Annotated in this window: 17 protein-coding genes and 1 other annotated feature; of the genes, 6 read left to right on the forward strand and 11 right to left on the reverse strand. The window is 39.8% G+C overall.

The annotated features are described in order from the left end of the window. Positions 1 to 10: 10 nt before the first annotated feature. Complete coding sequence (locus E0485_RS14025) at positions 11 to 817, forward strand: YitT family protein (RefSeq protein ID WP_132418687.1); 807 nt, start codon at positions 11 to 13, stop codon at positions 815 to 817. An 81-nt stretch (positions 818 to 898) separates the two neighbouring features. Further along, positions 899 to 1,957, forward strand: coding sequence for a nucleoid-associated protein (locus tag E0485_RS14030; RefSeq protein ID WP_132418688.1), 1,059 nt, complete (start codon positions 899 to 901; stop codon positions 1,955 to 1,957). Positions 1,958 to 2,010: 53 nt separating this feature from the next. Here E0485_RS14030 and E0485_RS14035 read toward each other — a convergent pair whose 3' ends face one another. From E0485_RS14035 to E0485_RS14050, 4 genes are all read right to left on the reverse strand, one after another. After that, positions 2,011 to 4,134, reverse strand: a complete 2,124-nt coding sequence (locus E0485_RS14035) for a methyl-accepting chemotaxis protein (RefSeq protein ID WP_132418689.1) — start codon at positions 4,132 to 4,134, stop codon at positions 2,011 to 2,013. Between the two features lie 112 nt (positions 4,135 to 4,246). Continuing rightward, positions 4,247 to 4,780 (reverse strand): hypothetical protein, encoded by a 534-nt coding sequence (locus tag E0485_RS14040; RefSeq protein ID WP_132418690.1) that lies wholly within the window; start codon positions 4,778 to 4,780, stop codon positions 4,247 to 4,249. Positions 4,781 to 5,024: 244 nt separating this feature from the next. Next, positions 5,025 to 7,148, reverse strand: a complete 2,124-nt coding sequence (locus E0485_RS14045; RefSeq protein ID WP_235857575.1) for a UvrD-helicase domain-containing protein — start codon at positions 7,146 to 7,148, stop codon at positions 5,025 to 5,027. Positions 7,149 to 7,404: 256 nt separating this feature from the next. Next, the gene (locus tag E0485_RS14050; RefSeq protein ID WP_132418692.1) at positions 7,405 to 8,076 is read right to left on the reverse strand and encodes a M50 family metallopeptidase; all 672 of its coding nucleotides are present in this window, start codon (positions 8,074 to 8,076) and stop codon (positions 7,405 to 7,407) included. 164 nt (positions 8,077 to 8,240) lie between these two features. Between E0485_RS14050 and E0485_RS14055 the strand changes: the two genes are divergently transcribed. Next, positions 8,241 to 8,972: a C40 family peptidase gene (locus E0485_RS14055; RefSeq protein ID WP_132418693.1), complete on the forward strand. Its 732-nt coding sequence runs from the start codon at positions 8,241 to 8,243 to the stop codon at positions 8,970 to 8,972. 227 nt (positions 8,973 to 9,199) lie between these two features. On the opposite strand, the gene opp4C is transcribed toward E0485_RS14055, so the two are convergent. The 7 genes from opp4C to E0485_RS14090 all read right to left on the reverse strand — a co-directional run bounded on the left by opp4C (position 9,200) and on the right by E0485_RS14090 (position 18,133). After that, positions 9,200 to 10,108 (reverse strand): oligopeptide ABC transporter permease, encoded by a 909-nt coding sequence (gene opp4C, locus E0485_RS14060; protein WP_407944850.1) that lies wholly within the window; start codon positions 10,106 to 10,108, stop codon positions 9,200 to 9,202. Positions 10,109 to 10,127: 19 nt separating this feature from the next. Beyond that, a complete protein-coding gene (opp4B, locus tag E0485_RS14065) occupies positions 10,128 to 11,093 on the reverse strand; it encodes an oligopeptide ABC transporter permease (protein ID WP_132418694.1) in 966 nt (321 codons plus the stop codon). A gap of 18 nt (positions 11,094 to 11,111) precedes the next feature. Continuing rightward, complete coding sequence (gene opp4A / locus E0485_RS14070) at positions 11,112 to 12,875, reverse strand: oligopeptide ABC transporter substrate-binding protein (RefSeq protein WP_235857576.1); 1,764 nt, start codon at positions 12,873 to 12,875, stop codon at positions 11,112 to 11,114. 29 nt (positions 12,876 to 12,904) lie between these two features. After that, the gene (locus E0485_RS14075) at positions 12,905 to 13,900 is read right to left on the reverse strand and encodes an ABC transporter ATP-binding protein (RefSeq protein ID WP_132418695.1); all 996 of its coding nucleotides are present in this window, start codon (positions 13,898 to 13,900) and stop codon (positions 12,905 to 12,907) included. Further along, positions 13,891 to 14,916: an ABC transporter ATP-binding protein gene (locus E0485_RS14080; RefSeq protein WP_132418696.1), complete on the reverse strand. Its 1,026-nt coding sequence runs from the start codon at positions 14,914 to 14,916 to the stop codon at positions 13,891 to 13,893. The genes E0485_RS14075 and E0485_RS14080 overlap by 10 nt, the downstream gene beginning before the upstream one ends. A gap of 514 nt (positions 14,917 to 15,430) precedes the next feature. Continuing rightward, entirely contained in the window at positions 15,431 to 16,663 is a 1,233-nt protein-coding gene (locus E0485_RS14085; protein WP_165921182.1) for a glycosyltransferase family 39 protein, read from the reverse strand. Between the two features lie 261 nt (positions 16,664 to 16,924). Next, positions 16,925 to 18,133, reverse strand: a complete 1,209-nt coding sequence (locus tag E0485_RS14090) for an acyltransferase (RefSeq protein WP_132418698.1) — start codon at positions 18,131 to 18,133, stop codon at positions 16,925 to 16,927. Between the two features lie 131 nt (positions 18,134 to 18,264). Next, positions 18,265 to 18,531, forward strand: a binding site (T-box leader). 73 nt (positions 18,532 to 18,604) lie between these two features. Here E0485_RS14090 and metG point away from each other — a divergent pair. From metG to E0485_RS14105, 3 genes are all read left to right on the forward strand, one after another. Then, positions 18,605 to 20,233, forward strand: coding sequence for a methionine--tRNA ligase (gene metG / locus E0485_RS14095; RefSeq protein ID WP_132418699.1), 1,629 nt, complete (start codon positions 18,605 to 18,607; stop codon positions 20,231 to 20,233). Between the two features lie 97 nt (positions 20,234 to 20,330). Continuing rightward, positions 20,331 to 20,909, forward strand: coding sequence for a DUF5317 domain-containing protein (locus E0485_RS14100; protein ID WP_132418700.1), 579 nt, complete (start codon positions 20,331 to 20,333; stop codon positions 20,907 to 20,909). A 203-nt stretch (positions 20,910 to 21,112) separates the two neighbouring features. After that, entirely contained in the window at positions 21,113 to 22,948 is a 1,836-nt protein-coding gene (locus tag E0485_RS14105) for a bifunctional diguanylate cyclase/phosphohydrolase (protein ID WP_132418701.1), read from the forward strand. The last annotated feature ends 113 nt before the right edge of the window (positions 22,949 to 23,061 follow it).

Raw genomic sequence — 23,061 nt, forward strand, 5'->3', positions numbered from 1 at the left:
GGATTGCTACTTGTCCCATATCAAAGATCTATTTATCGTTAGACTTCTTCTTGTTATCGTTGGTGCTATTCTGGCGGCAATTGGTCTGGAATTATTCCTTATTCCTCATGCGATTATTGTAGGAGGGGCTACTGGTCTCTCCGCAATATTGGCTTATTGGACCGATATGAGAGTAGGATTTGTTCTATTTATGATTAATTTGCCATTCATCTTGTTATCCTATCGAAGACTAAGCAAGCAGTTTGTTGGTATTACGGTAATTAGTTTATTTGTTTTTGCGCTAAGTGCAATTATTCTTCATCCTTATCCATCTCTGATCGAAGACGCTGCTATCGCTGCTATTTGCGGTGGGTTAGCTCTTGGTGTGGGGATCGGTCTAGCTGTTCGGTTCGGAGGCTCTTTAGATGCTACTGAGAATTCGATTCGCGCAGCGTCGCCTGCTATGCTAGCCTCAGGTCCGCGAATTAAACTGCTGAACACCCTGATATTGTTAAGTGCGGGCTTTGTGTTCGGATGGATTCAGGCGTTATACTCCACAGTTGCTTATTTATTGGCTGTTGAGATGGTGAGCTTAATGTTGCGAGGTTTAAGCTTCAAACGTACGATCTGGATTCGAAGCAAGCATACAGAGGAGATATGTCTAGTACTTAAATCGAGCTTGAATATGCAGCTGAGTTATTTGCCTGATTCATTTGCAGATGACTCGAATGGAGAGGCGGTATTATCGGCTACGATTCATCTATTAGAACTTTCTAGAATTAAATCTATTGTGATCGGGCTTGATCCTGATGCATCGTTTCATACGGGATCGGCCTAGCACTCCATAAATCACCGTTTCCTCCTGCACTATTTTCAAGTAAAATGAAGAGACTTGATTATAGAAAGTAGGCATGTATTCGTGATCGATTTGTCAGGGGTTCAAATTCGAGAAATGATTATTCATAAAGTAGGTAATAAAGCGAGGGAGGAAGGGGTTATCGTATCCAGAGAGCCCTATGAAATTGCAGACGACGAAATTCATAAGGTGCTGCTCAAATATTTCCTTGCTAGCTTCAAGTTTGAGACGTTCTATAAGTTTCAACATGAAGCAGATCTTGCGCTTAATGAAATTTATACGTATTCCGATAAAATTTTCAAAAACAGCGCTTCTTTCCATGAGCAATCTGTTCATATACTTCGGCATTTGTACGAGCAATCCACTCATCCAAAGGTCAAAGCGGGTGAGCTGTATATCGTTCATTTTAGCAATATCGTTTATAACAACTTTAATTTAGATGCAATTGGAATCTTTAAGTCGGAGAATAAAGATGTGTTCTTGCAGGTGAATGAGCATGCTGGCTCAGGCTTTCATGTACGCTCCGAGCAAGGGATTAATATCAAAAAGCTGGATAAAGGCTGCCTAATTCTCAATTACAATGCGAATGCAGGCTATGCAGTAAGTATTGTTGATCTTGTGAAAAAAGGAAATGAAGAGGCTGCTTATTGGAAGGAAGATTTCCTCAAAGTGACTTTGCTAGAGGATGAGAATTATTTAACGGATCAATATGTCCGGATGTGCTCGAACTTCTATGATGATGTGATTGCACCATCAACAGAGCAGACGGATAAGAAAGAAAAGCTGATGTTTATTAATGAGACGATTCAGTATTTTGCCCGTAATGAGCAGTTTGTTGCCGATGATTTCACAGAGCAGGTGATTCAAGAGCCGGAGCATATTCAGATTTTCAAAGCCTATAAGGAATCTTATGAAGAAATGAATGAGCTTCCCGTTGTTGCTGAATTTCCAATTTCACAGGTCGCTCTTCGCAAAGTGAAGCGTGAATTTAAGAATGATATTCAACTAGATACGGATATCGAGATTAAAGTGAAGAATGAGAGCTTCGAGTATTTGGAAAGAGGCTATGACGAAGAGAAGCGGATGCACTTTTACAAAGTATACTTCAATAATGAAGCATAGCGCATACAACAAAGAGAACCGTCTTAATGACGGTTCTCTTTATTTAACGCTGCTTATACTTTAAATTTATTAATTTCGAGCTGAAGCTGCTCTACAATTGTGCCAAGGGATTTAGCTGATTCGGATACGGATTCCATCGTCGCAAGCTGCTTATCTGTAATCTCTGAGACATTCTTTGTCGATAAGAACACATTGTGAGATGTAGCCACAGTTTGCTCCATGGAGGCATTGACCTCTTCAGTGGAAGCTGACATTTGCTCTGTCGTTGCAGAGACCTCCTGCAGCTTATCTGAGATGACCTGTGTATTTGTAGCAATCGTTAAGAATACCTCATTAACTTGATGCATCATCGCTTGTCCTTGCTGAACGTAAGAGGTGTTCTCCTTCATGCAAGCTACCGCTTTGTTTACTGTCCGCTGCATGATTGTGATCAACTCTTGTATATGGCTCGAGGATTGCTTGGTCTGTTCGGCAAGCTTCTTCACCTCGCCTGCAACTACAGCAAAGCCTTTACCGTGAACGCCTGCACGAGCAGCTTCAATTGCTGCATTCAGGGATAACATATTGGTCTGATTCGCAATGTCAGCAATAAAACCTACAATATCGCCAACTTTTTTAGATTGGTCATTCAGTTCATTCATGACATGCCCCATTTGATCTGTAATGTTGTGAAGGGCTTCCATTTGAACGAATGCTTGATCTACTGTCTGTTTACCATGCTCCACTTGTTGTTCAGCAGAGATCGACAATTCGGATACTATGCCTGCGCTTTCAGCAATTTGCTGCACACCTAGTGACATCTGTTCCATCGATGCAGCAACTTCCTCGGATGTCTGCTTCTGAATCTCCGCAATATCTGCAATCTGCTGCATATTACTTGCTGTCATGCTACCTGAGTCTGTCAATTCACCAGAGACAACTTGCAATTCCTTAGAGGAAACAGCAAGGCGCTTGGAGATATCCTGATTCAATTGCACCATTCGAGTAAAAGACTCCGACATCGCATTAAACGAGCTGCCAATTGTTCTTAGCTCATCCTTCGTATTTAGATGAACACGTGCAGTCAAATCACCAGTAGCAAGATGATTTGCAGCGCTCTCTAAACTGCGGATCGTATCCTTAACGGATCGATAGAATGCAAGGCATAAATACATGACAACGAAAGCTACAATTACGATTGCGATCAGCAGCATATTACGATTCCATATGGCATTGTGCTGACTTTCGTCGAGTATTTGATTAATGGTTGAAATATCTGCCTGATAGAATTTATCAACAGATGTAACCGTTTCCAAGGTTAAAGATTCTTTAAACGTCTCTGAGTTAAAGAAGGCGGGTATTCCATTAATAACTGCCTTATTCAAAGTACTTTGGAAATTTTGGATTGCATCATTCATATTTTGTATTTCTTGCCCTAACTTATCTTCAATGAGCTTATTATTCTTCATAGAGATTTGCAGACTATAGTTGGCATAACTGCTATATGAATCTGTCGTTTCATATAGAGAGATCATCGTGGATTTATCCGCGACCGATAAGTTGCGATCATTAACAGCCGTATAGGCGAGAGTGCCCGCTTGTCCAATTTTATCAATTATAGGTGGCAGGTTATTTACGACAGAATCGATTAAATAATAGCTGTCTATATCTGGGTTTAGAATAAGCTCATACTGATTGGCAATGCTCTTCATATATAGCATAAAATCGTTCGTAAAGTTTCGGTGGAATTCCATACTATCTAGCGGACTGCCAGGGTTCTTGGTAAATTCATCCCATTGGGTAATGAGACTACTCCACTGTTCTGAAGATTCAATATCAGTACTAGCTGTAAATTTATTGATTCGATTGCTGATCTCGTAAAGAGCTGTTTCATTCGCAGCAAGAGGCTCCTTGGCAGCGTCCTCACCTTTTAGTAAACGATTGGACAGCGACCTGTGCTCTTGTAGTTTGACTAAATATTCATTCAGAGTTGAAATATGTGCAATACCTTGCTTCTCTACCGATTTAACTTGAATTTCTGTTTGCAAGGATTGGATCAGCGTATAGATCATGACCATCAAAGGAATGAATAGGACGATACCAATAAACAAGAACTTTTGCATATAATTCAAACGATTCATCAAAACAACAGCTGGCTTTAGTATGACCCCAAGATTCACGTGCCGTTTGCGATTCATAGCAACACCTCTAGTATTATTTTGTGACAATAAGTTAATCAATCAATAGTTCCATATTAAAAATAATAATATTTTCTGTCAACAATTAGTGAAAATATTAGCATTTTTCTGTCTATTTTAGTCTAAATTGCTCTGAACTATGTTGATTGGGCGTTCTAACCAAACCCTTGATCAACGTCTGCCCCTGGATATGGAAATAAACAATTTGTAAATCTCCCCAACTTTCATCTTTTCCTTGGATAGATTGAAGGTAAAATTCGATTCGATATTGTCCGTCTTCTAAAGTACCCAAGTTGAACGGTAGGGGTTGAGGTTTGTGTGGATCGACGTGGTCGTTGAATAGTTCCCCAGACGAAACTGGATACAAGTAGCGCCCATCTTTAAGAGACTTCAATTCAAACCATAGCCTGACTTTCTTGTCAGTAGTCTTGTTAAGCAATATGGTTAACTCTCCGCTCACTTGTTTGGCAGCATCGATTTTTAAAGAATCTTCTATATTGGAATTGAATGCTAGTGGTTGGTAGTACTTGTCGTTTATGAGGCGGCCATTCTTGCTCATCCCAAAATACTCATTAATTATAAAAGAAGCTGCAAAGATCAGTAGGATGCCTAATATAAATAAGATCGCTTTGGTCGAACGCTTCATCACATCGCCCCCTGTATCTTTTGCCTGCAATTCATGCAGTCTAAACAACGCCAGCAGCTCATGTGAACTGCTTTGCCTGCATCCTGTGCAGTCTAATTCCGAATTTAGAAGCAAATTCATTAACTCGGGTTAATTTGAATGTATAGAATGCAGGCAAACATTCATTTTGGGCTAGATTAGCTCGTTTGACTGTACAAAATGCAGGCTGGCAACAGTGGTCGATCTTCGAATGCCTGAACAATGCCTATCGCGGTACCTCTTTGCTCCCCTTGATCATAGCTGCTTGGCATAGTGGACAGGGCTTGTCTGGAAGCTCAGCTTCCTTCTGGCTGCTGATTCTAGACCAAGCGTTGCATGTTTTACTCGAGCAGATCCATGCGTCTACGAGATTGCTAGGCGAATCTGCTTGGAAGGCAGAGGTAATGAATCTGGAGATCTCCGCTTTACCTCCTCTGTAGTACATAGGCGAACTGATCGTTAGCTCCTCCTGAGCTCTAGTAATGGCTACGTAAGCAAGTCTGCGTTCTTCTTCAATGGCTGCTTGGCTTCTAGGCTGCTCCTTCTGCTTGCTTGGAATTTGCTTCATACGTCCCGCATCAATCGCGGAGCTGTGAGGAAGACTGCCTTCTATAGCGCCAATAAGGAAGATGGAAGGGAATTCGAGACCTTTGGACTTATGAATGGTCATAAGCACAATTCGGTCCTCTTGCTGATCCTGTCTGCTTCGATTCGTATGTTGCTTTTTGGAAGTTAACTCATTAACGAAAGCTAAGAATTCTTCAATAGTGCCAAATCTTTTGGCAGAAGACTCCAGTTCATCTAATGTTTCTTTAAGCATTTCCTTATGCTCGGTGATAGGAGTTCTCTCATTCGCTTCGATGAATGTGTCATAGAAGCTTGTACGAATCAACTTGATCGCTTCAAGTGGTTTCATATTGGGCAGATTGCGAATAAGCTCCAGTCTTTCCTTGACCTTCTCTTTCTGAAAATCCTTCAGCTCAGGATAGGATAATAAATGAGCAAGGGGTCCTTTCTTCTTCTGCTTTGATTCCTGCTGATGGATATAAGCCATTCCTTTGTCTCGATTGATATATAAGGAGGTTACCACACTCTCCAATGCATCAAAGTCTCGTTTATTCAAGGATAAGCGCATGTGATTGATAACAGGCTTAATGAGCCAGTGCTCATAGAGCATCAAGCCATCGCCATACTCTATATAAGGAATGCCCTGCAGCACAAGCTGCTCAAGAATTGCTCGGTTATAGCTAGTCGTTCGGTATAGAATGGCATAGTCTCTATAGCGACGCTGTCCTTGCTCGACTTCCATGCTAATTTGTTGGAGTATAAACGCTGCTTCTTCATCGGCATGGCTTGGTCGCATATACCTTGGAATCAGCTCGCTAGACTTGCTGGCTTGCAGAGTTTTGGGTGCTCTTCCTTGATTATGTTTGATCACCTCATTCCCAAGTCCGACAATGCTCGTCGTAGAACGATAATTAATATCTAGCGTGATCGTCTGCGCTTCAGGATACACTATGTCAAAATCTAAAATAAACTCGCTTCTTGCGCCATTAAACGAGTAGATCGTCTGGTCATCATCACCGACAACCATTAGATTATGATGGGGTTGAACGAGCATTCGGATGAGCTTATATTGCAAGCAGTTCGTATCCTGGAATTCGTCTACCATTACATAATCGAAGCGCTGCTGAATAGCTTCTAGCAAAGTAGGATCGCTCTCGAGCATCTGATAGGCGAGTAGAAGGATGTCGTCAAAATCAATTTTGTTGTTTGCCGTTTTCCACTCTTCATATTGGATAAATATTTGCTTTATTTCCTTCTCTGTATCTGTGTTCTCGGGCAACTTATTAATATCGACTAGATTCATTTTGTAGGTCGATAGCAAAGTAAGGAGATTCTCAGGCTGATAAGTGGAATTCTGAATTCCCATGCGTCGCATGATGATCTTGAGCATGAGATGCTGATTCAAAGTTTCACTATAAATGTCCTGCTTAATTCCCTGTGCTCGTAGCAGCCGCAGAAACAAAGAATGGAAAGTTTGCGCTTGAATGCTATTCGCATCTCTCATGGGTATACTAGGCAGCTGTGTGATCCGTTCTCTCATTTCAGCAGCAGCTTTGCTAGAGAAGGTCACGAGTAGAATGCGTCTCGGATTAACTTGTCGTACAGATATCAGATAACCAGTTCGACAGACGAGCACGGATGTCTTGCCTGAGCCTGCTCCTGCTAGTGTTAGTAATGGACCTTGACTATGACGCACAGCATCAATCTGCGGTTTATTGAGTTCGATCCCAAGCCGTTCCAATTGCCGAAAATAAGCAGCGTCCTGGTCTGTATTTGTAACCAACTCTTTACTTGTATATGTAGAACACATTGCTGCGTGGGGAATTGGATGATGGCTATTGCCTAATGGGGTATTGTGTAAGATCGGTGTTGCAGTGTCTAAATTGTTCATACCTAGATTATAGCATGATACGTAATTGATTATTTCTTATTATAGAATTTATAACACTCCTTTCATCAATTTCTTAGAATACTTTAAGAAACGCATCTGTCTTTTAAAGACGGATGCGTTTCTACTTGTAGGATGTATATGGCAGCGACTACGCTTCACGCTTTGGATTTAAGAATAGAGCAATCGATTTGCCAGCGCACCAGATAGCGATCACGGTAAATAAGAGCGACCAAATAATCGCCGGGATAAAGGTAATTCGGCTTAAATTCGCCGCATCGCCTGCACTTGCAGGAGAAGTGATGGACAGGAAAGCCAAATACATCGGGCCAATAACCGATTCAACAAGGCAAATAAACGAGATTAGCAAATAGTAGAAATCACGCACCCATTTCCATGGCAATAAATAAGCCCCGATGTTTAGCGCTATGAATCCAATGCACCAAAAGACGCCAAATGCATTGCGTACAAAGAACAGAACACAGATCAACGTGAGAATCGTTAATCCTATCAGACCTTTGCGATGTTGATTGCGATTGTATAACCAGAATAGGACAATCGTTAATATCGCCGATAGAATATAGCCTGCTAATGCGATTGGGATGAACTGCCACCTCTCATTGACATACGAATACGTAACTCCACTATGATTTGAGAATAAGTAGATAAAATGTACTTTCCCAGAAAGTACCAACGTCAGTAAAGCATGCCCAAATTCATGAATTAATGTTTCCACATTGCGGAAGAAAGAAGAGAATGGAATTAGTTCCGTCAAAACGGCTGTACCTATGATGATACCTAAGGTTTTCCACCATTTATTCATGTGCAAATCTCCTTGTTTGGCGAAGTTATTTTTTTTGGATTTCATAAATCTAATATAGCATACTCTTTTAAAGTTACCAGGTTTTGGAGTGACCAATAGGTAAAATTGTCCCTTATACTTAAACGCAGGTGACGACCTAAAAAACATACTAGGAGGATACAGACATGAAGAAGTTTTGGCTGTCCGCATTGGTAGCAGTACTAATGTTCATTGGTCTCTCTCAGGCCTCTGTTACTTATGCGGCTGCAAGTACAAGCACTATTATTACGACAGGATCGCCTTACCTGAAATCAGCGCCATACACCCAACAAGGTAAAACCTATGGAGTTGTACCGAAGGGAACTAAATTAGATGTTCTCGAAAAAACAAATCAGTATTATGTTAAAGTAAAGTATAAGAGCCAGACAGGTTATATCTCAACAAAGTATATTCAGTATCAAGATAAAGAAGCTAGCCCTTCTAATCCAAATGCAAAGCCAGAAAACTGGGAGAAGGTAGCAGATCGTATAATTGCGAATGCCAAGAAATTGCAGAGTAAAGTAAAATATCAATATGGCAAATACGATGAGAAGAATTTCATATTCGACTGTTCTTCGTTTACCGCTTATTTGTACAAGCAGGAAGGCATCAATATGAAATGGGGAGCGCGTGCCCAGTTCCAAGGTGCTACAGAGATTTCGAAATCCCAGCTTAGAAAAGGAGACCTCGTCTTTATTTCCACAAACAAAACAGCTGGCTACAAAGACAAAGTACAAAAAATCGGACATGTTGGTATTTATATTGGCGATAATAAAATCATCCATAATCTATCACCAGAGAAAGATGTTACTATTAGTGATCTTAACAGCACTTGGTATAAGAATCATTATGTTACAGCTGCTCGCATTATCAAGTAAAACAAACAAATCCCTGCTCTGAGTAATCAGAGGCGGGGATTTTTATTTAAAGAAGTTGTTTTAAAGGTAAACTAAATCCTCTTCGAATGAATCTAGAGAAGACTAATGATACTGATGATGGAATGGGTGAGTCCTCATAACATAAGAAAGTCCTCAATCAACTTTATTGATTAGAGGACTTTCTTGATTTTTGTCTATGAGGACAGTGAAGGTGTTTCTTCTTGCTTCTATGTTTTTTTGGGATTAAAGGCGATTTTCAAACCTTCACCTACGAAGTTAATGGCTAGAATGGTACCCGTGATTAGAATGCCTGAAGGTGCCCATACCCACCATTGATTCTTGATAACTTCAGGTGAGATCGCATCTGACATCATATTTCCCCAACTAGGCACGTTAGCAGGAACGCCAAAGCCTAGATAACTAAGACCCGTCTCAGCTGCAATCATGCTTGCGATAATTAGGATCGCTTGGACAATTACGGTTGAGATTACATTAGGTAGCAAATGCTTTGTAATAACTTTGAAGGGACTACAGCCAATGGATATCGCACTGAGAATGTATTCGTTTTCCTTCTCAGACAGTATTTTGCCTCGTACAAGGCGTGCTGCGCCTCCCCAGCTTAACACACTAATGACGAAAATTAAGATACCAACGCCGGATTCTGTGAATATGGTTTTGAGCACAATGACGAAGATAAGAAAAGGAAAGATTAGGACAAAATCGGTAAAGCGCATTAAGGCACTATCAATTTTACCTCCATAAAATCCTGCAACCGCACCTACGAATGTGCCAAATGTAGTAACGAAAAAGCTGATGGAGAAAGCGATAAGCAGGGTAGTTTGACCTCCATATAGTAAACGAGTCAGAATATCTCGTCCACCTTTATCTGTTCCGAGCCAATGTTCAGCAGACGGTGGTTTATTGATCAATCGGAGGTTAATTTTAACTGGGTCGTTTGACGTTAGTAGTGGCGCTAAAATACATACTAAAGCAACAATAAGAATAAAGGATAAACTAATGACAGCTTGTCTATTACTTATAAAATGCTTAAAGGCAATTAACCATGGAGAAGCATGTTTCTTGGGCGAAAGGGCAGTAGCTGACTTCACCGATTGAGGGGTTGTTGTCATATTCATCTTGTTATCTCCTTTCGCTTCAGCGAATGCGTATGCGTGGATCTACTAGTCCATATAGTAAGTCGGATACTAAGTTACCGATTAGAGTCGTGACAGATAACAATAACGATATTGTCATAACAACAGAGTAGTCACGATTGAAGACGGAGGCAATGAAAAGCGATCCAACACCTGGGTAAGTGAATATCGTCTCTACAATAATAGCGCCACCTAATAATCCGCCTAAATCAAGACCAATGAATGTCACCATCGGGATCATGGAATTACGCAATATATGGCGGTTGTAAATTCTAGATTCAGGTGTTCCCTTCGCCATAGCAGTACGAACATAGTCCTTACGACTGCTTTCGATGATGTCATTTCTCAAGAATTGTGTATAGGCTGCTGTACTAAAGCCTCCAAGTACGATAGCTGGCAGAATGGTATGATAAAGCTTGCTCATATAGAAATCTAAGGTTCCCTCTTCCACACCAACACTGATTGTACCGCTAATCGGAACCCAGTCGAGCTTGATGGCGAATACATATAACGCTACGATACTTAGAACGAATGTTGGAATCGCATAAGCGAAATAATTGAAGCCAATAATGGCATCATCCGCCAGTGTACCTGGACGCTTACCAGAGAAGAGACCCATCATATAAGACAGTATATAAGTAACGAGAAGCGAAGTAACAGCAAGCAACAATGTGTTTCCAAGTCGTTGACCGAGTAATTCGATGACAGGCATTTTATGAATGAACGATTGTCCGAAATCACCTTGGAATGCACCTTTGAGCCAATTCCAGTATTGACTAATAATTGAGTCGTTGTATCCAAGCAATTCTCGCATTTCTGCGACATATTCGGGCTTCGTATTTGTCGGATCGATCATACCCGTTAGGGCATCCCCTGGCATAAGCTTCGCCAGGGAAAAGACCACTATCGAGATTAGAAAGAGCAAGGGCAGCATACCTACAAGTCTTCGAAGCGTGAAATTAAGCATGTGAGTAAGCCCCCTTGGTTATTGTTTCACCCACCATTTATGAACGTCAGTTTGATTACCGAATGAGTTCGTATGCACGCCTTGTAGACGTTTATTAATTACATTGACGTCAATTGGTGCATTTAAGTACATCATTGGAACTTCTTCATTTACGATTTTTTGCCAATCAGCATAAACCTGTTTACGGTAGTTCTGATCAAATGCTTTTTCGCCAATACCTTCACTAATTAACTTCTCTGATTCAGGTGTAAACCAACGAGGGAAGTTCCAGAAATCATTGCTTCTCCATAGACCAGATGGATCTGGATCACTTGCCATAATCCATGCGCCCATGAATAGTTCAACAGATGGATCATCATTCTCAACCAAATCATAGAATGTGTTCATTTCTTTCAGTGCGCCACCATTTAATTTCACATCAAGCCCAACTTCACGGAACATTTGGATAATGGCTTGTGCACGTGGCTCAGCAATCTCAGAGCCGGACATTGCATCGAAGTTTATTGTTAATTTCTTGCCTTGTGGATCCTCACGCATGCCATCTCCGTTAATATCCTTGTAACCTGCTTCGTCAAGCATCTTCTTCGCCTTGTCAGGATCGTAGGCATAATTGTTAATTTGGTCAGTTGGTACCATCGCCCAACTTACAGTTGGCATTGGGACTGAAACAGGAACTCCCAAGCCATTCGAGAAGGCATCGATAAGGCCTTGACGATCTAGCGAATAGTACATCGCTTGACGCAATTTCTTATCTGCAAACTTGGATTTTGGATCTACAACTATTTTCTCATTCTTCTTATCCCATTTACCTAACTTAAAACCAATGTAGGAGAAAGATAGTGAAGGTTCCTTCTTAATCTCAACGTTCGCTAGTTTCTCAACATCTTTATATTGGCTATTAGGGATTTGCATGATATCGATTTCACCTTTTTCTAGCAAGCTGGTAGCTAAGGCACCATCAACTACTTTGTATACAACGCCGTCCAGAAGCGGCTTTCCTTGCCAATAGTCATCATTACGTACTAATTCAACAAATTCCCCCGGTTGGATTTTCTTAACTTTGAATGGTCCAAGACCAATTGGATTCTTACGAACTTGATCGGAGTTCGGCATGTCTTTGATCGCAACGCCTGTAAAATATTTCTTGTTCATTGGATAATTCCAAAGGTTATCTAGTGTATTAACTGCTGCTTCCTTCACAGTTATTTCAATTGTATAAGGATCGATTACTTTAATACCGGAGATTTCTTTGGCTTTGCCATCACGGTATTCTTCTACACCTTGAATCATTTCTACGTTAGAGTAACGTGATCCTTTGGCTTCGGTATATTCTTTACTTGCAATTACCTCAAGCGCAAATTTCCAGTCTTCGACTGTTAACTCGTCACCGTTATGCCACTTAACACCTTTCTTGATTGAGAAAGTAAATACTTTGTGATCAGCTGATTCTTTCCATTCAGCAAGATTCGGATAGGTTTTGAGATCGTCCCCTGTCTTGAAGAAGCTGTCTGCCATGAATCCAAGAACCAGACTGTCATCTTCCCCGCCGTACCAAGCGGGATCAAATACACCCTTGAATGGCTGGGTGAACCCATATGTAATTGTACCTCCTGGTTGTGGCCCTTCTGGCTTCGGTGTAGGCGTTGGAGCGGAAGTAGCTACTGATTCTACGGGTGCTGTTGTGGTAGTAGGTGTTGGATTGGCAGTTTTATCGCTGCAGCCGGCTAAGAAAGCGGTGATTAATAGCATTAATGATAATACGAATAATGCTGACTTTTTCAAAACACATTCCTCCCTTTTTAGAAAATAATTTAATATAAATGACAGGCTACCTGGTGATCAGGTGCCACCTGTTTCAACAGGGGACGTACTTCACTGCATTCTGGTTTAGCATATCTGCAGCGTGGATGAAAGGAGCAGCCAGATGGCGGACTCGCTGGGCTTGGCACATCACCTTGCAGAATAATTCGTTGACTGCGTTTTGAAGGATCAGGGACAGGGACAGCGGACATTAAAGCTTGTGTATATGGATGCAGGGGCTTCGCAAATAAGCTATGTTTATCTGTGAGCTCTACCATTCTGCCTAAGTACATGACACCAATTCGATCACTGATATGTTTAACTACACTAAGATCATGTGCAATGAATAAATAAGATAACTGAAAATCAACTTGCAAATCCTGCATCAGATTCAATACTTGCGATTGGATGGATACGTCGAGAGCTGATACAGGTTCATCTGCGAGGATTAGCTTCGGTTTAAGGGCAAGGGCTCTAGCAATTCCAATACGCTGACGCTGCCCCCCCGAAAACTCATGTGGATATTTATAATAGGTCTCTGAATCCATACCTACTTTCTCAAGCAGCTGAATAACCTCATCCTTTACATCCTTTTCAGAACGATTACTGTAGTTGCGAATGGGTTCGGAAATCAGGTGTCCTATCATCATTTTCGGGTTAAGGGAAGCAAAGGGGTCTTGGAATACCATCTGCATATCCTTGCGGATTTGCCTGAGTTTAGTTCCTTTAATATTTGTGATGTCATCACCTTGAAAATGAATCGATCCTTCAGTTGGTTCTAATAGTCTAAGAATGGTTCGACCTGCTGTTGATTTCCCACAGCCTGACTCGCCAACAAGACCAAAGGTCTCTCCGTATTTAACCGTAAGTGACAAATCATCGACTGCTCGAACGGCGCCAACCTGTTTGCTAAGAAATCCAGCAGTAATGGGATAATGCTTCTTCAGGTTATCTACTTGAAGTAATACATTTGATGATTTGGATTCAGATGATTCTTTTAGGCCCATGTTGTTGCCTCCTTCGTACGAGTAGGATGACTCTGCTGGTACAGTAAACAGCGTACATGATGGTTGTTCCCGATATCTGAGAGTAATGGTGTAACCGATCTGCATTCATCCATTACATTCGGACAGCGGTCAGCGAACCTGCAGCCAACCTTGGGCATATTGATAAGGGAAGGAACAATGCCTTGAATGGATTCTAGGCGTTCTCGTTCCTGATCAAGCCTAGGAATTGATTGAAGAAGCAGTTTTAAGTAAGGGTGCTTAGGATCGTGGAAAATTTGATTGATAAGACCTCGTTCCACAATCTGACCTGCATACATTACGAGTACTTCGTCTGCCATTTCTGCAACGACACCAAGGTCATGAGTTATGAGAATCATGGCCATACCGCTTTTCGTTTGTATATCTCGCAAAAGTTCAAGGATTTGTGCTTGAATCGTAACATCGAGAGCTGTGGTTGGTTCATCGGCGATCAGTAATTTAGGCTCGCATGCGATTGCCATTGCAATCATGACCCGTTGACGCATACCACCGGATAATTGGTGAGGATACTCATCTACAATCGAATCCGCTCTTGAAATTCCAACGGATTTAAGTAACTGGATGATTTTATAACGCGCTTGTTTCTTGCTAATTGTAGAATGGTTAAATAGAACTTCCGCCAGTTGATAACCGATTGTGAAGACTGGGTTAAGAGCAGTCATCGGTTCCTGAAATATCATGCCGATTTCCTTGCCACGAATATTGTTCATTTGCTTATTCGTCAGCTTGGTTAAATCGACGCCGTTCAGTTGAACCTCTCCACTTGATATTTTACCGATACCTTTGGGGAGGAGTCCCATGATGGATAAAGACATGACACTTTTGCCACATCCAGATTCGCCAACGACACCAACTACTTGCCCGGGTTTGAGTTGAAAGGAAACATCATCGACCGCATGATGAAATTGATTGTCAATCATAAACCCAGCTTCTAGACGCTGAACATTTAGTAAAGAGTTAGATTGATTTATGGACATAGAACACCCCTTATAAAAATGTATGCGATTACACGCTTGAATTATTTAACAAAAGGTTAATAAATATTTGCACTACGAATTGATTATTGTGTAGTTAGAGGCATATTCAAGGTATCGTGAGTATGTATTATCGATGTTGTCATGAAGAGAGTAACCGTAGTGAGCTGAAAGTGATGAGTAGATGTATGGAGTATGAATGGAGAGATTATTAAACTAACTAATTGAATATTCAGATAATTCTAATTGTTAATCCTCGAATAAGCTAAATATAATAATTGTCTTATTATTCGTCAAGAAAAAAATGAACAAAACAGTTAAATGACTATACAATTAAAGTTAAATTTTAGCAAAAAACTAAACTAAAAGTAAATGTGAGATTTATTCACTTCTCATTACTCCTAACCCAATCTGATATAATGAAACGCAACGGAACTCCGTCCTGGTTGCTTTGCTATCTCTATGTTACAGCTGCTCGCATTATTAAGTAAAACAAACAAATCCCTGCTCTGAGTAATCAGAGGCGGGGATTTTTATTTACAGAAGATGTTTTATTTAGATCGATTCTAAATGTTACGAGGAAATAAAATAATTGTCCTAATCCTATCAAACATAAAGGTAAGGCAGAGTAAAAATATCTCGATACAGGTGCAAATGGAAGATACACAAGAATATTAGTCAAAAAAAACATAAATAAAATTAATCCAGAAGAAAGATTTCTCTTGATTGTCATAAATATTAGACCTATAACACCCAATATTACTGAAATAATATGAATACTCCGGAAATAATCTTTTGTTATATATGATGTCCCCGGAAAAATATCTTCAACTAAATATCGCAATTTCCCCCACGTATACCATTCAAGGTAAGTAAAAGGTTCGTTTTTAAACCCATTTATAATTCGATTTATAGCAATTTTACCCATGTCTTCTGGTTTCATTAATGGATCAATATCTGGGAAAGGATTGTTAGGGTATGCTCCCCACAGAAGTGGATTACCCGCTTGCTCTGCTAGAAGCACAATTTTATCAAGAGAAATTACATTTCTAATCCACCAAGGAAGCATCGTAACGAAGAAGCCAATGATGAGAAATACAGAATCCATCAATTTATATTTTAGCTTTTTATCTTTTTCTCTTATAAAAAAATAAAAAATTAATATGAACAAAAATGGTAAAATTGCTGGACGAATCAAAATACAAACACCAAATGTAAATCCAAGTAAAAAGAGAATGGTTTTGTTTTTCTTGTTAATAGAATGTATTAATAGAAATATAAATAGAAGATTGAATAAACCATATAAGGTTTCGGTTAAAATATAGGAAGAAGAAAGTATAAATGTTGGGTGTAGCAAATAACAAGCCATAACGAGTAATCCAACGATTCGTCTACTAAACAATTTAGTAGCAATTAAATAAAGCAACAAAGAGCAAATTAGTTGAATTAGTATTTGAAACAACTGAATTTGCATTATTGGTGGATTTCCATTGTGGTAACCAAAAATAGAATAACAAATGGCTAAGAAAATTGGATAACCTGGTGTTGTAAATGCATTAGGAGTAATAGAGGTTCCATAAGGAGTGTAACCATATATACCTTTATCTAGTAATTGGTATACCATTTTGTTATAGCCTACTTCATCTCCAGTAAGTGGCTTATTCCATTCAGTAAAATAGCATCTGAGTAGCAATCCTATCAAAAGTAATAGAATAATTGCACTTTTAAACAGTATATTATTCCTTTTCAAATAAACTTCCCCCATTAAGATACGGTAGAACAATGGTACTCTAAATGTAATGAGATGTCGAATTTTTCCATTACAGTGTCATAATATTACGATAGTGAAAATATGTAAATGATAAATATGTAAATTTATAGTATTAATTTCTTTATTTGCGGTCCTGAGGGTGAATGGATTGAATGGTTCCAATGATATAATTGAAAACTAGATTAAAAAGAGGCTTTTCCATTTGTAGAATGATCTACTTATGGAAAAGCCTCTCTTTTATTACATAGACTTAGCTTGTTGTCCGACGGAAGTGGTCTGAGGAATTTCGATATATGGGCTCCTCTTAGGTGCTGATCCGAATAAGATCCAAGATTTTGTCATATATTTCATAGCTAGACCCACGATTAACCATGATAATGTTAGTGTAACAACGAAGCTGCTACCAACGAATAGCATATATTTCAATGGGCTGCTGGTGATCGCAAAATATTTGAAATAGAAAAAGATAATTCCTGCATGAACAATATACACGCCGAACGAAACAATTCCTAAATGAATCAATCCATTGGTTAATCTAGCGGGCAGCTTGTTATATAAGAAGCTAGATACCTGGAGCAGAACGAATGGTACGGTTATCGTCTGAACAAACCAGACGAGCTCATATGCCAAAGAATGATAGCTCGTCCCATAAGCTCGAGTCGAAAACCAGATGTACACATTAGTTGCGCTTGCTGCAATCCATATAATCCAAATAAGGCTAATCAATATCATTTTGTTACTACGCAATGTTTCCTTTGATAGTACGATCCATTGTTTAATTTGCTTATAGTAAATACCTACGAAAGCTCCCATTAAGTAGTAGCCGATATAACTAAGCGCAAGCTGACCTTTATCCGGATAGTGTAAGACATAATGATTTAATAGAATGAATCCAACATGCAACAGAATGCCGATCCAAGCCAGATGTTTCGTAATAGAGGGCAGCTTCTGAAATAGCCATAACAGGATCGGGAAAATAAGATAAAACTGCACGCTGATAAATACAAAATATAGATGATAAAAGCCTTTGCCCAGGAGCAGTAAATTTAGGAAATCTCCAATTGAGGTATACTCAGCAAATAGCTTCCATGATTGTCCGTATGAATAATACATTTGAATAACGTAATAATATATAGAACAGATGATGTAGGGAATAACGATGTATAATAGTCGACGTTTATAGAAGTTTCTAATGATTTTACCGCTGATCGGTCGTTCATAATAACTATAGAAAAGGACTAACGCGCTTAGGAAAATAAACGTAGATGTACCAAATTTATTGAAAATATTTAAGAAGTTTGCTCCTAGGTACATAAGGGAGCTTTTGTTTGCAAGGTCTCCAACGGGGTAAGAAGATATATGCACGAAGATTACTGCCATGATCGCAAGAGCACGTACAATATAAAGATAATTGATCTGTTCCTTGGTTTGATTGGCTTGCTGACCCAAACCTATCACTCTCCTATTTCAGATTAAAAATATAGTATATCATGTAATGTGCAAATTAGCTGTTATGATAGTGATACTACAAATTATTGCCATTTGGCAAATTTTGAATATAATAATTTTAAGAACATACAACAAAAGCGTTGAAGAGAAAGAGTAATTGGATCGATTCTTATACAGAGAGCTCCTGCTTGCTGAAAGGGAGTTAAGATAAATCTGATGAACATGGTCTCTGAGCTGCACTCCTGAAACCTCATGAGGAAGTAGTCAGTGCCGTAAGCTTGCACACGTTAACGTGCTAGGGTATATACACAATGATGTGTCGTACCTGATAAGGTCTGTGCTGTGAGGCATAGATGAAGCCTGGGTGGTAACACGTGAGATGAACTCTCGTCCCTTTTATAGGGATGGGAGTTTTTTTGTGTATTACAGAATTTATAACTTTCGTGTCAAATGAAATGGAGGATGATTCGAATGACTATTTTTATCGGTGGTGCTTGGCCTTATGCCAATGGTTCCTTGCATCTTGGTCATGTATCAAGCTTGCTTCCAGGGGATATTCTTGCTCGTTATTATCGTCTGCAGGGACAACAGGTTCTGTACGTATCCGGAAGTGACTGTCATGGGACGCCAATCTCGATTCGTGCCAATCAGGAGGGAGTTACACCGCATCAAATTGCGGATCGCTACCATCAAGAATTCGCGGCATGCTTTAAGCAGTTAGGATTTACGTATGACCTTTATACGAGAACAGATGAGGCATTTCACCATGAGGTAGTGCAGGAGCTATTCCTGCAGTTACTCGATAACCATTTTATCTACCCTAAATCTGTCCTGCAAGCTTATTGTACGACCTGTGATCAATTCCTGCCTGATCGATATGTAGAGGGAACCTGTCCGCATTGCGGTAAGCCAGCTCGTGGAGATCAATGTGATTATTGCTCAGCATTGCTAGATCCAGAAGAGCTGGTTGAACCTAAATGTAAATTATGTGGTACTAGTCCATCTGTGCGCAGTACAATCCATTACTATTTAGCTTTATCCAAGCTGCAAGGAGAGCTTGAGCAGTATGTTCGCAGCCATGTAGAGGATTGGCGAGAGAATGCACTTCATTTATCTGAACGGTATCTAGAGGAAGGTTTGCTGGACCGTGCAGCGACAAGGGATTTGCCTTGGGGAGTCGATGTACCGCTTGAGGATTGCGAAGGCAAGAAAATTTATGTATGGATTGAAGCGGTAAGCGGATATTTATCTGCTAGCAAGCAGTGGGCGAAGCGGAATGGCCAGCAGTGGGAGCCGTTCTGGTCAGAAGAAGGCAGTCTATCCTATTATGTGCACGGAAAGGATAACATCCCGTTCCATACACTTATTCTTCCAGCATTATTGTTAGGTGTAGGGGGACGACTGAAGCTGCCAGAACGAATTGTTTCGAATGAGTATTTGACGCTGGAGGGGAAGAAACTGTCTACAAGTCGAAATTGGGCCGTCTGGGTACCGGATATATTGGGACGGTACCATCCTGATTCTATTCGCTATTTTCTTACGATTAATGCACCTGAGAAGCGGGATGCGGATTTCTCCTGGAGAGAATTTATCCATAGTCATAATGGAGAATTGTTAGGAGCATTCGGCAATCTTGTGAATCGCAATCTTGCTTTCATTCGCAAGTCTTTTGATAATCAAGTTCCTGCAGGTACTGTAGATCCGATTATCAAGAATCGCCTAGTGGAGTTGTATGTAACGACAGGTCAGTTAATCGAGCAAGCGAGAATAAAGGAAGCGCTAGAGGCTATTTTTACTTTTATCCGAAGCGGGAATAAGTACATCGATGATCGTAAACCATGGGCGCAATTGAAGGACGATCTATCGGCATGTAAGTCTACGCTAAATACTTGCGTACAAATCATTGCAAATTTAGCCAATTTACTTACACCATTCTTACCATTTACGTGTGATCGGATACGAGCTATTCTTCATCTGCCTGCAGCAGCTTGGGGGTATATTGAAGTGTCAGATGATCATCAGCAGCTTGCGCCTTTTGAGCCTCTGTTCGAGCGTATTGATACTGCCCAAATTGAACTTGAGTTAGCTAAACTTGGATAAGTGGGAAGATATTCGACAAAAATTTATAATTTAGGAGGAATTGTTAAGATTCTGACGAATCTTATAGTGATAAATTATTGGCAAATGGAGAATACGCATGGTTTTTGACGGGATTGTGATCTCAATAATATTAGCTTTGATCAGAGGCGGTAGCTTTAGAAGCTTTGCTGATCTTAGGCTTAAGGGCGGATGGATATTCCCTATCCTGTTAATCGTTCAGATTGTAATTTTTAATCTGCAGAGTCAAATTGCTTGGATCGCCTCTTTAAGTAATTATGCGTTTATAGCGGTCTATGTGATCGGGCTATTATTCTTATGGCTTAATCGACATCAATCAGGGTTTATCGTCATTTTTATTGGCGTGTTATTGAACTTTATTGTGATGGCGGCCAATGGCGGAAGAATGCCTGTATCTTTGGAAGCGGCTACAATACTCGATCCGTATTTTGGGCAAATCATTCAAGAAGGCGTGTATGCAAAGCATCAGTTATTGACAGACGCATCCTGGTTTGGATTCCTTGGGGACATAATCCCGATTACGAAGCCTTATCCTCGTGATCAAGTCATTAGCATTGGTGATGTCGTGATGAATGTAGGGATATTCTTATTTATTCAAAAATTAATGTTAACGAAGAATGACAAGTTGACCGAAGAAATAGCGCTTGAGACGAAATAGATAGATTAAGAGAAGGAGGTGAAAAGTTGATTATGAATAGTGCAAAAGCTAAACGCGTTTTGTTTAACTTGGTGATCGTTGCTTCCGTTGTGATCGCATTAACATCAGGTTTTAGACTGGTTTAGATTATTTTTAGAACCTCTACGAGGAAGAAGTAGAAATAGGCTTCTTCCTTTTGGGTAATTTAGAAAGGTTGACCTTTGATGAACTTAACGGCGAAAATTAAAACATATTTGGCTGCTCCGTCTAATGTATATTTGGTCCTACTATCCATATTCGGTCTAATTATTTTCACGTTAAACTTTCGATTGGAGACTCATACTAGTTCACAGTGGGTAACGCTATATTCACTTACAGGAGCAGTTGTTCTCTTGAATCATTTTTTGTTTAAACTGCCACCGCAAGGAAATGCTCAATCAATGGATTCAGCAATTTATCTTGCGTGTATTTTTTCTTTTGGCATGCAATTATCATTTGAGGTTTTATTATTAAGTTCTATTATTTATATGATGTATGAACGATCTATTCATATTTCTAAACATATCGGTAATTTTGCGATTTATAGTTTGATGATTATTGGAACCTATGAAATTTTCCTGCTAACAGGAGGGTCCATAGGTGCACTGGACACAAAGACAATTTACCCTTACATCATTGCATTGGTTGTTTACTTTGCTATCAACGTCGTTGCGCTTGGAATTTTTCATTTTATTGCTGTTAAAGGCAATTTGTTTGAGTTATTGGATGGTATGCGCAAAGAAATTGTTACTTCATTTATCAGTACTCTCTTATTCTCATTCTTATTAACTATGCTATTTGATAAATACTTCTACTTCGGGCTATTCGTTTTTTTAGTGGTGGCAGTATTATTATCATTTTCATTTAGAAAATTATTTCAACTTTATCAAGAGGTATCTGATAAGGCAACACGAGATCATCGAACTGGCTTATACAATCATGGATATTTCGAAGAATTATTAGAAAAGGAGCTGAATAAGGCTAAGACGGGAAAGGAACCGTTTAGTCTAGTTCTTCTCGATGTTGATAGCTTTCAGAAATATAATGATACATTTGGTCATTTGCAAGGGGATAAGCTGCTTGATTTTTTTGGCAGGCTGCTAAAGCAAGCGTGTGATCCAGATAAATATATTGTAGCGCGTCATGGGGGTGATGAATTTACGATCTTAATGCCAGGTAAACTGGAGAAAGAGGCATTTTCTTTTATTAACGCATTGCGAAAAAAGATCAATGACTCTTACTTCGAAGGTGTCGAAATATTACCGCATGGTTGCCTGACATTCTCGGCAGGAATTGTACAATATAAAGATGGTATTTATGATAAAGCGCAGATGCTGGATAAAGCAGATCAGGCGATGTATTATTCTAAAGTCCAGGGGAAGAATCTGGTACATATTTACAATGAACAATCACAGCTCCACAAAGAAATTGACATCGAACAGGATATTCTTGAAATTGAACAACAGCTTAAAATTTTCCTATCCAAAGATATTTATACGTTCCAGCATAGTAGACGAGTGTTCGCTTACGCGATTGATCTATGCGAATATATCAATTTAAGTGATGTGGAGAAGAAGATTCTAATCCTAGGTGCATTATTCCATGATATCGGCAAACTTGAAGTCCCCAAACATATTCTGCAGAAGAAAGAGAAGCTTACGACGGAAGAATGGAATATCGTGAAAAAGCATGTGGAATGGGGCAAGGACATTGTATCAGCAATTGGCAAATATAATGAACTCCTGCCGCTTATTGAACTCCATCACGAGCGTATTGACGGTAAAGGATATCCTCATGGTCTTGTTGGGGAAGAGATTCCGAAGTTGGCCCGTATTCTAAGCGTGATCGATTCATTCGATGCGATGACTACGGAGAGACCGTATCAGACAACGAAGACTTTTGATGAGGCGATAGGGGAGCTTAAGCGCTGCGCAGGTCAACAATTTGACCCTATATATGTAGAATTATTCATTCAGATGATTAAGAGCAAGTATGAATTTAAACTGGAAATGGCCAATTAGGCTAGATCTGTGCTTAAAAAGAAATTCACGCCGTTATTTGGACGAGAGTTTCTTTTTTTGTTGCAACATAAATAAGGATTTTCAATAATGGTGACATGTAAGCTGTCACTAAT

This window comes from Paenibacillus albiflavus, assembly GCF_004344915.1.
In the GTDB taxonomy this organism is placed as follows: domain Bacteria; phylum Bacillota; class Bacilli; order Paenibacillales; family NBRC-103111; genus Paenibacillus_AM; species Paenibacillus_AM albiflavus.

Excerpts from the sequence above, each read along its gene's own strand:
- E0485_RS14050 (WP_132418692.1), bottom strand. The coding sequence starts at position 8,076 with ATGAATAAATGGTGGAAAACCTTAGGTATCATCATAGGTACAGCCGTT.
- E0485_RS14035 (WP_132418689.1), bottom strand. The coding sequence starts at position 4,134 with ATGAATCGCAAACGGCACGTGAATCTTGGGGTCATACTAAAGCCAGCT.
- opp4C (WP_407944850.1), bottom strand. The coding sequence starts at position 10,108 with ATGAATATGACAACAACCCCTCAATCGGTGAAGTCAGCTACTGCCCTT.
- E0485_RS14080 (WP_132418696.1), bottom strand. The coding sequence starts at position 14,916 with ATGTCCATAAATCAATCTAACTCTTTACTAAATGTTCAGCGTCTAGAA.
- E0485_RS14055 (WP_132418693.1), top strand. The coding sequence starts at position 8,241 with ATGAAGAAGTTTTGGCTGTCCGCATTGGTAGCAGTACTAATGTTCATT.
- E0485_RS14105 (WP_132418701.1), top strand. The coding sequence starts at position 21,113 with ATGAACTTAACGGCGAAAATTAAAACATATTTGGCTGCTCCGTCTAAT.
- metG (WP_132418699.1), top strand. The coding sequence starts at position 18,605 with ATGACTATTTTTATCGGTGGTGCTTGGCCTTATGCCAATGGTTCCTTG.
- E0485_RS14040 (WP_132418690.1), bottom strand. The coding sequence starts at position 4,780 with ATGAAGCGTTCGACCAAAGCGATCTTATTTATATTAGGCATCCTACTG.
- opp4B (WP_132418694.1), bottom strand. The coding sequence starts at position 11,093 with ATGCTTAATTTCACGCTTCGAAGACTTGTAGGTATGCTGCCCTTGCTC.
- E0485_RS14100 (WP_132418700.1), top strand. The coding sequence starts at position 20,331 with ATGGTTTTTGACGGGATTGTGATCTCAATAATATTAGCTTTGATCAGA.
- E0485_RS14075 (WP_132418695.1), bottom strand. The coding sequence starts at position 13,900 with ATGGGCCTAAAAGAATCATCTGAATCCAAATCATCAAATGTATTACTT.